At 59.0% G+C, this 6052-nt stretch carries 7 protein-coding genes; 2 read left to right on the plus strand and 5 right to left on the minus strand.

The window, feature by feature from the left end:
* Positions 1 to 331 precede the first annotated feature (331 nt).
* Entirely contained in the window at positions 332 to 1765 is a 1434-nt protein-coding gene (locus tag ACEW8G_RS11085; RefSeq protein WP_373488480.1) for a tyrosine-type recombinase/integrase, read from the plus strand.
* 470 nt (positions 1766 to 2235) lie between these two features.
* On the opposite strand, the gene ACEW8G_RS11090 is transcribed toward ACEW8G_RS11085, so the two are convergent.
* From ACEW8G_RS11090 to ACEW8G_RS11105, 4 genes are read right to left on the minus strand one after another with little or no spacing between them, the layout of a single operon-like run.
* A complete protein-coding gene (locus tag ACEW8G_RS11090) occupies positions 2236 to 2892 on the minus strand; it encodes an alpha/beta hydrolase (protein ID WP_373488481.1) in 657 nt (218 codons plus the stop codon).
* Between the two features lie 2 nt (positions 2893 to 2894).
* Complete coding sequence (locus ACEW8G_RS11095; protein ID WP_373488482.1) at positions 2895 to 3689, minus strand: class III extradiol ring-cleavage dioxygenase; 795 nt, start codon at positions 3687 to 3689, stop codon at positions 2895 to 2897.
* A gap of 54 nt (positions 3690 to 3743) precedes the next feature.
* Complete coding sequence (locus ACEW8G_RS11100) at positions 3744 to 4100, minus strand: ester cyclase (RefSeq protein WP_373488483.1); 357 nt, start codon at positions 4098 to 4100, stop codon at positions 3744 to 3746.
* Positions 4101 to 4128: 28 nt separating this feature from the next.
* Entirely contained in the window at positions 4129 to 4560 is a 432-nt protein-coding gene (locus tag ACEW8G_RS11105; protein WP_373488484.1) for a DoxX family protein, read from the minus strand.
* A 96-nt stretch (positions 4561 to 4656) separates the two neighbouring features.
* Between ACEW8G_RS11105 and ACEW8G_RS11110 the strand changes: the two genes are divergently transcribed.
* Positions 4657 to 5580 carry a LysR family transcriptional regulator gene (locus ACEW8G_RS11110; RefSeq protein ID WP_373488485.1) on the plus strand — a complete coding sequence of 308 codons (924 nt, stop codon included), beginning with the start codon at positions 4657 to 4659 and terminating at the stop codon, positions 5578 to 5580.
* Here ACEW8G_RS11110 and ACEW8G_RS11115 read toward each other — a convergent pair.
* On the minus strand, positions 5577 to 6052 hold a 476-nt coding region (locus ACEW8G_RS11115; RefSeq protein ID WP_373488486.1), incomplete at its 5' end, for a cytochrome b/b6 domain-containing protein. The two genes, ACEW8G_RS11110 and ACEW8G_RS11115, sit on opposite strands and share 4 nt — an antisense overlap.

Raw genomic sequence — 6052 nt, forward strand, 5'->3', positions numbered from 1 at the left:
ACGCTTGAGTTGTCCCCAGCCGAATTTCGCCTGGTGACAATGTGGTGACAATCGTTGGAAACTTGTCCGTTGTCACCAGTGCCTCGCGAGCTTCGCGAGGTTCAAACGATTGGTTTTCTGAGAGAAAACTGGAGCGGGCGAAGGGATTCGAACCCTCGACCCCAACCTTGGCAAGATTTCGAAGCGGGTCATCGGAACTTGTTATTTCTACGCTACAACCCTCGCAAACCCTTGGTTCGTTGACTTTCCTCTAACCCAGTAGCAACCTCGCCTACGCCACCATACGCCCGCACCGTGGGATACACGTGGTATACAGCATGACGAGGACGCAATGGGATCAAAAAGCCAGAAAAGTCTTTCAAAGCGCACCGTGGACGCCGCGCATCCTGGCGAAAAACGCTACTATATCTGGGACTGTGACCTGAGAGGGTTTGGCCTTCGCATTGAAAAGTCAGGCGTCAAAACCTTTGTCGCTAAATATCGTGTTGGCGGTGGAGGGCGAAATGCGCCGCAGCGCATTCAGACCATTGGGCGTTATGGAGCCATGACGCCCGAAGAGGCCCGAAGGAAGGCCAAGGTTATTCTCGGAAGCGCGGCAGCAGGGGCCGACCCGGGCGGCGATCTCGCCGCCAAGCGCAAAGAGATGTCCGTCGCCGCGCTGATTGATTATTACGAGCAACATGGATGCGTAGTTCAGCGCGGCAAACGGATCGGTGAGCCAATGAAGCCACTGACAAAAGCCTACACGATCGCACGGCTCCGTCATCATGTGATCCCGCTCCTCGGCAACAGGCGCGTGAGTGAAGTGACAAGCGGAGACATCGAACGCTTCGCTGCCGACGTTGCAGTGGGCAAGACGGCCAAAAATGAGAAAGTCGGCCCGCGCAAGCGCATCATCGTGCGAGGAGGTCCGGGCGCATCACGCAAGGTGGTGCGCGACCTGTCAGCAGTATACAGCTTCGCACGGCGAAGCGAGATCGTGGACCGGAACCCCTGTGAGAACGCAGCTGTCCGCAAGACCGACGGTCGCCGAACACGCTTCCTGTCGCTGGAGGAAGTTGGCCGGCTTGGACAAGCACTCGATGAACTAGAGGCCGAGGGGACGAACCTGAAAGCGGTGAACATCGCTCGGCTCTGGGCACTCACAGGATGCCGCCGGAACGAGATTGCAGGCCTGAAATGGAGCGAAGTCGATTTCGGCAACGGCCTGCTGGTTTTGGAAGACAGCAAGACAGGCCACTCCGTGCGACCGCTTGGCGCGGCGGCACTTACCTTGCTTCAACACATCGAACGGAACGAAACGTCAGAATTCGTTTTTCCAGCTGACAGTGGCGATGGCTATTTCCAAGGGACGAAAACACCTTGGGCACGCGCTATCAAGAAAGCGGCCCTGCCCGGTGTTACTCCACATACGCTTCGTCACACAATTGGCTCTACCGCGATCTCGACGGGTGAGGCGATTGCTCTGACCGGGGCAATCCTTGGCCATTCCAATCCGAGATCGACCGCGATCTACGCTCACATTCAACACGAGCCATCGCGCAAAGCGGCTAACCGTGTCAGCAAGAGAATTGCAAGTGCGCTCCTGCCAAAACCAGACGGCAATGACTGGTTGGTGCGCCTTTCGGCGGAAGACCAGAAGTTGATCCAGATTTTGAGAGAGAGGGTTGGAAAAACTGACCCCAGTGCTGAGAAGCTTCGTGTGGCTCTCTGGGCGCTTGTCCGCTCGATCGCACCTAAAGCTGACAGAGTGGAAGCAGCATAGAAACCCGCGCGGCCTCACGCCAGTAGGGTCGAATTTAGTCGCGACATCTCTGTCCTTTGCATCAAGCGCGGTTGATATCACGATCCGGATACAGTTCGGCTAAATCACTTCACCTGCAGAAAAGCGCCAACAGAAGCTGAACGATTGGGTCAATTTCGTTGACCATTCCGAGGCAAGGGGTCGCGATGCGCTTTCTGCGCCTCAACTCTCTAGCGATGCCGCCGCTGCTTCTGTTCGGCTCGATCTGAGCCTGCCCAAGTGTGAGAGCATTGTTGTGACCGTCGGCACGCTCACAAAATTCATGAGCAGAACCATGCTGGTCGCGCTTGCGAGCGAACGAACCGGCAGCGGCCAGCCATGGGCAAAGAGCTGCAGAACGGCCAGCACTGCAGTCAACGTCGGCCAAGCGGCCAGCCACGCGATTAGGATCTGCCGCCTCTTGGCGCGCCAGATAGTTCGAATGCCGCCGATCACGGCTCGGACTTAAGCTTCTTGGCCGCAAGACATCGAGCCAGAAACTCGCTTGCGGCTTTAGCCTGATTGGTTTCGATCATATGACCGAGACCAGCAATCGGAAGTTGCGTGACCGTAAAACCGCCCAGTTGGAATGCACGGAATGCTTCGCCCAGGCACGCGAAAGGCACAACCGTGTCGAGATCACCGTGCGATAGGAAAATTTCAGTAGACGGATCGGATTGCATCATGATCGGCGCCGCGATCCTCCCGGCGATTGACGCAATTGCTCCCGGTGGACGCTCTGTCTGTAGAAGGGCCAGAGCCATCATCGCGCCTTGACTGAAGCCGCAAACACCAACGTCGTCCTCAGTCAGGTGCCATTGACGACATTCGGCTCGGATGAAGGCGTTGAGCCAAGGCAGCGCCATATTAATCCGGTCCGCGCGGTTTGCGTCGGTGATGCCACGCACGCTGAACCACTGGCGACCGGGGCCGCCAAAATCGGATTGATTCGGCGCATCGGGAATGACGACCGCACTGGCTGAATTGGCTGAATGGATCTTTTGTCCGAGCGAGCGAAGTGAGGCTGCGTTGGCTCCGACGCCATGCAGACAGATGATCAAATTATGCGGAGCCGTCCCGCTGGGCGGCAGCAGACGAAGGACGGTCATTGTCAATTTCCGAAAGCGTAAGCGTCCATGCGAAGGACGCCATGCGTTGTGGAGCGATGCAGCGCGCGCGCGGAACTTTCGGTGCCGCCTGCGCCAAGTGCGACGAACAATGGAAGCAGATGTTCCTCGGTCGGGTGGTTGCGGACCGCATCGGGCGCAAGCTTTCGATAGGAGCGCAAGGCGTCACGATCGTTCGACGCCAGAGCTGCATCCATCCAGTCGGCAAAACCCGACACCCAGTCAGGCTCTGGCGCTACTGTATTGTGGCGGTGTGGGAGGTAACTGCGCAAATCATGTGTAAACGAGCCCGAGCCGATGATCAGCACACCCTCGTTTCGCAACGGCTCGAGCGCTTCGCCGATCGCAAGGTGATGATCGACACCGGCTTGCGTCTGAACCGAAAGCTGGACGACCGGAATGTCGGCGTCGGGCCAGGCGAGCATCAAGGGGACCCAGGCTCCATGATCGAGACCGCGCTGACCATCAATTGTTACTGGCAACGCGGCCGACTGGAGCAATGCTGCAATCCGCTCCGCTGTGGCCGGCGATCCCGGGGCAGGATAGCGTAGGGCATAAAGTTCGCGTTCGAAACCGCCGAAGTCGTGGATGGTGTCGTTGACAAGCGGCGCACTGACCGCCGGGCTGGCGGTTTCCCAATGCGCCGAGATCATAACGATCGCTTGGGGTTGCTTAGGCAATTCTTCGGCGAGGCCGCTCAGAAAGCCGCGCGCTGCTGTCGATCCAAGAATGAGGTTGGGAGCGCCATGGCTTACAAAAAGAGAGGGGAGTGTTGGCATCGTCTTTACTCATGGGGCGTGCGACCGGACAGTGTCCCGCCCGGTCGCGCCGTTTCAACCGTAATAGAAAATTTCGCGAACGATCTTGCCGTCACGCCAAGTACGCACGGCAACCTGATGGTAATTGCGGACGCCCCATTCGCGGTGGGTGAAGTCGAAATGCCAGTGCGAGAAGGTGGTATCGTCGCCGACACCGGTGGCGAGAACCTTACCGCCGCGGAAGTCGGTTATTGCGGCGAAGAAGGCCTCTTCGCGATCCCGATTGGCATCTTTGCCGATGGTCGGCTCGGCGTCGTTTTCCTGCATGACGACATCGTCGGCGTAATAGGTTTCAAAGGCTTGAAGGGCCGTGCCGTTGAGAATGGCATCGTTGAGCTCACGGTCGAGCTCGGCAATTGAAGGCTGGGTCATCGAAGTAGTCCTTGGTGAGAGTTGAAGATCAGGCTGCCGCGAGATCAAGCTTGTTGGCAATCTCAGGGGTCGGTTTCACCGCGAGCGCGCCATCGCCAATCAGTGACTGTACGATCAGCGCGACCGCCCAGACCGCAGGGAATTCCCAGCCGCCATTGGGGTTGCTGAAGAAGAAGCCCGCCGACGCATGAACGGTGACGATCGCGCCGAGCAGGATCGGCACCAGCGCGAGCGCAACGATCCGCGTATAAAATCCGAGGATCAACGCGACGCCGCCGGCGACTTCAGCTGTGAGCACCACATATGCTAAACCGCCCGGCACGCCGATCGAATCGAAAAACTGCGCAGTGCCCGCCGGGGTGAACACGAAATACTTCAGGCCAGCATGCGCGAGAAACAGGCCGCCCAGAGTAGTCCGCAACAGGGTAGCGCCATAGGCGCTGAGGATATTGTTATTCATCGTCATCATCCTTGATGGTGGTTGTTGAGCACCATTTACTTCATGCTGATATGTTTGCGTATTGCCTTTTAGCGTGTTTTAGATATGCGTAAACGCATGAAGAGATTTGACAAGGCGCGACTCGATTGGGACGATATGCAATGCTTTCTGGCAATCAGCCGGACCGGCACGCTGTCGGGTGCGGCGCAGCAACTCGGCGTCACCCAGCCGACGATGGGCCGTCGCCTCGAACGGCTTCACGACCGCGTTGGCGGCGCATTGCTCCAGCGCACGCCGACGGGCTTTGTGCTCACAGCGGCAGGCGAGCGCGTGCTCGCGCATGTCGAGCGGATGGACGAGGAAGCCTTGGCCGTTGGCCGGGCCTTGACCGGAGAGGACGATCGCCTCGCTGGCGAAGTGCGCATCACCACGGTCGAAGCCTTTGGTGCACATGTTCTGGTCCCCGAACTACCGGTGCTGCTCGATCGCTATCCAAAGCTCGCGATCGAGATCGACGTCGACACGCGGAGCCTTTCGCTTGCTCGCCGCGAGGCCGACGTAGCCATTCGTATGGCGGCGTTTCGGCAACATGAGATCGTTGTCCGCAAGGCCGGCCTGATGGCCTTTGCCGTCTACGCCGCGCCCGATTATCTCGAGCGTTTCGGCGATCCAACGAGTGGCAAAATGGCCGGTCATCGCATCATCGCACTTCAGAATAGCCTGCTCGACATGCCCGAGGGGTCTTGGTTCAATACCAGCATGGCAGGGGCCGTGACGGTGCTGTCGACCAACAGTCGCGAAGGCCAGGTCAAAGCTTGCCTCGCAGGTGCCGGTCTCGCCTGTCTGCCCCGCTATCTCGCCGACCCCCACGACAGACTGGTCCGGCTTTCCCTTGCTTCCGATCCACCCGCGCGTGAAATCTGGGTTGGCACGCACCGCGATACGCGAAGCAATGCGAAGATCAGGGTGGTGCTCGACTGGATCGCAGAGCTGATGCGTCATGCGCAAGGTCAGCTCAATCCCGATAACGTCGCACGCTAGCCCATGCGTGCCATCGAATAGTCACGCGGTATTTCGGCAGGCGCGAGCGTGAGATGGCCACGCAGTGCGCCCAATAGGACGGTGGTCGCGGTGACGATGAGCAGCGCTGCAGCCAGATCGACCCACCAGCGCGCGCGGGGCGTTTGTCCGGTTATGCGGCTTTCGAGGCCGTTGCCCTGTTTGCGGTGCAAATAGACCGCGCCGACATGGACGCCGATCAGCAAAAGAAACAGATAGGCCAGCGCTGCGTGCACGACATAAGACCAAGGATCGACCGACCACCCCGCTACTTTCGCCATGACAGGATAGAACGCTGGCAGCTTGATCCCGAAATAAGCGTTTCCGAAACCTTGCAGATCGGCAATGGCGAGGCCCGTCAGGCCGATCAGCACGACGAGAACATAAATCGCGGCATGCCCCAAATGCGCGGCGCGACGTTCGCGCGGCGGGATATGGGCGGGGAGCGGCGGGG

This window comes from Blastomonas sp., from assembly GCF_041747255.1.
Taxonomy (GTDB): Bacteria; Pseudomonadota; Alphaproteobacteria; order Sphingomonadales; family Sphingomonadaceae; genus Blastomonas.